Below are 2,687 nucleotides of genomic sequence, written 5' to 3' on the forward strand. Positions count from 1 at the left end.
AAACGCTATGGCTTCATCTATGTAGATCGGGACAACGAAGGCAACGGCACACTGGAAAGAAGCAAAAAGGATTCTTTCGACTGGTACAAGAAGGTCATTGCTTCCAACGGGGAAGAATTGGCTTAAAGTTCATGCATGAAAAAGCTCAGCGAGGATCGCGATATCCTGCTGAGCTTTTTTGTGTTCGGTAATGTGGTTAGCTTGTAAGGATCCTTCAGAGGCTCTTCAACTCCGGCCAAGCGAGGCTCGCCGGAGATGGAGGTAGATTATTCCGCCTAACTTCGGCGAGGAGGGGCTCATCGGAGATCGAGGCTTAGATTGCTATCTCATCTACGGCGAACCAACCGCTCACCGGAGCTGGCGCACCCTGGACAGTCTATTCGTATCCGCGTAGGCATCTCGCCTACGCAGAATGAACAAAAAACCACCGCTCATAAGAGCGGTGGCATAAAGGAGTTGTTCTTTACTTTGGAGGAGTAAAGAAGAGTAAAAAGATTGTTTGTGATTGGCCTATCTGTATAATAGTCCTGAATTGTGAAGATAATATGAAGAAATCCGTATATATTTTGGTTATTTCGGTACAGAAAAGAAAAATATTGCGACGGGTGCGACCATAAAACCGGCGAAATGATATACTGTTCTTATAAAAATTGTAGGGAGGAACTCAGATGAAAGTAGCATTAATTGCGCATGACCGTAAGAAGGATTTGATGATTCAATTATGTACTGCCTATAAAGCAATCCTTGAAGAACATGAATTGTTTGCGACCGGCACGACCGGGACCCGCATCATGGAAGCGACAGGGTTGAGTGTACACCGTTTCAAGTCAGGGCCGCTTGGAGGGGACCAACAGATCGGCGCCATGATTTCGGAAAATAAAATGGATATGGTGATCTTCCTGCGTGATCCTTTGGCCGCTATGCCCCATGAACCGGATGTAACCGCTTTGATCCGACTGAGTGATGTCTATGAAATCCCGTTGGCCACCAATATCGGCACAGCCGAAGTGCTGCTCCGCGGACTGGATGCTGGCTTCGTCGATTGGCGCGAATTCTACAATGCGGAAGGCAGCATCGATTTCGGATAACCAATCAGCATGCATATCATAAATAGATGAAATTTTTTGATTGAAAATTCTGACTCGAAGAAGACAACCAAAGCGATATTAAAGACAGTCTTAGATCGGATTATCTTTGACAAAGAAATCAAAAGCAACTTTAAAATATACATGACGTTCGATCAAGTTATTATCGACAGTCTGAACGAATTCATGTCATCAGAGCCAACAGCAGAATTGAATGCTGTTGGCTCTTTTTCTTTGGTTGATAGTTTTAAAATACAAATTTAGTTAAGAATAAACACAAACAGAGAGACGTGTGTTTAGCTGTCACAGAGAAGTGCTCCGCAAAAAAATGTCCCAAGGCGTAAAATGTATAGAAAAAATATCCTGCTACCATCTTATGTAATTAATGACCCAGTAAAACTATGAAATACAGGTGGGGTACATAAGGATACATTCGATAGCTTGGCTAAGCGGACTTGGGAGTGTTCTCAAGTTAGGAATCATTGATATTTTTACTTGCAACTAAAAAAAAATGAGGTATAATATGAAATGTAGTTTAGGCATACCGAAAAAGGAGGGGGCACATGTCACCCCATAAAGAAGATTACCTGAAGGTTATCATGGAATTGGGTGGAGACCAGCAAATGATCACCAACAAACAGATAGGTAAAGCTTTATCTGTTTCTGCCGCATCAGTTACTGAGATGTCGGTGAAGCTACTTAAGGATGGATTGATTAGTCATATTCCTTATCAGGGTGTACAGATAACCGAAAAAGGCCAGCTGATTGCTAATAAATTGATAAGGAAACACCGCTTATGGGAAGTTTTTCTTGCTGATAAATTAGGCTTTAACTGGGATGAGGTACATGAAGAGGCAGAAATGTTGGAGCATGTGTCCTCGGATCGATTAATCAATAGCTTAGACTCTTTTTTAGGTTCCCCTAAATATGATCCTCATGGAGGCGTGATACCCGACAAAGAGGGGCGGATTGAAGTTTCCGAAAGCAAACCATTAATCGAACTTGAAGTCGGAAGCCGTTTTGTCATCCAGGAAGTTGATGACGATCAGGAATTTTTGGCGTATCTGCTCAACAAGGACGTAAAATTAAGCGTGGCCTATCTGTTGACAAATGTTGAGCCGTACGAAGGCCCGTATACCTTTGAGGCGCAGAATCATCAATCCCACCAAATCAGCTTCAAAGCTGCAAGCAAGATTTATGTTCAATGAATCGGAGTAGGGAAAAAAGAGCCAGCATGAAAAGGCTGTACTGAAAAACGAAGAGGTTAGCCTAAAAATGAAGAGAGGTTTTTTGATGGAACTATCAAAATTAAAAAGAAACGAGCCAGCAGTGGTGACGGAAGTTGCCCATCCTGATACAAAAATGCAACAGAGATTATTGGATTTAGGTTTTTATCCAGGAAGTACAGTCAAATTGGTGTTGATCAGCCCTAAGAAAGATCCTAAAGCCTACGAAGTAAGAGGAACAGTTATCGCAATCCGTGACGAAGATGCAAATTATATACAGGTAAAAACAGAGGAGGGATAATATGCCAGATGAATTCGTATTGCAAAATGAAAAAAACGGTCATGTGATTTCCTTAGCAGGCAATCCTAACGTTGG

Annotated in this window: 4 protein-coding genes; all 4 read left to right on the forward strand. The window is 42.2% G+C overall.

Annotated features, from left to right (window positions below):
• On the forward strand, nucleotides 1-126 hold a 126-nt coding region (locus WBV27_RS01750), incomplete at its 5' end, for a family 1 glycosylhydrolase (RefSeq protein ID WP_424198876.1).
• 542 nt (nucleotides 127-668) lie between these two features.
• Nucleotides 669-1,088, forward strand: coding sequence for a methylglyoxal synthase (mgsA, locus tag WBV27_RS01755; RefSeq protein WP_086628999.1), 420 nt, complete (start codon nucleotides 669-671; stop codon nucleotides 1,086-1,088).
• A gap of 560 nt (nucleotides 1,089-1,648) precedes the next feature.
• Nucleotides 1,649-2,293 carry a metal-dependent transcriptional regulator gene (locus tag WBV27_RS01760; RefSeq protein WP_424198872.1) on the forward strand — a complete coding sequence of 215 codons (645 nt, stop codon included), beginning with the start codon at nucleotides 1,649-1,651 and terminating at the stop codon, nucleotides 2,291-2,293.
• Between the two features lie 85 nt (nucleotides 2,294-2,378).
• On the forward strand, nucleotides 2,379-2,612 hold the full coding sequence (locus WBV27_RS01765; RefSeq protein WP_424198874.1) for a FeoA family protein: 234 nt from the start codon (nucleotides 2,379-2,381) through the stop codon (nucleotides 2,610-2,612).
• The last annotated feature ends 75 nt before the right edge of the window (nucleotides 2,613-2,687 follow it).

It is taken from the genome of Trichococcus sp., assembly GCF_049589555.1.
GTDB lineage: Bacteria > Bacillota > Bacilli > Lactobacillales > Aerococcaceae > Trichococcus.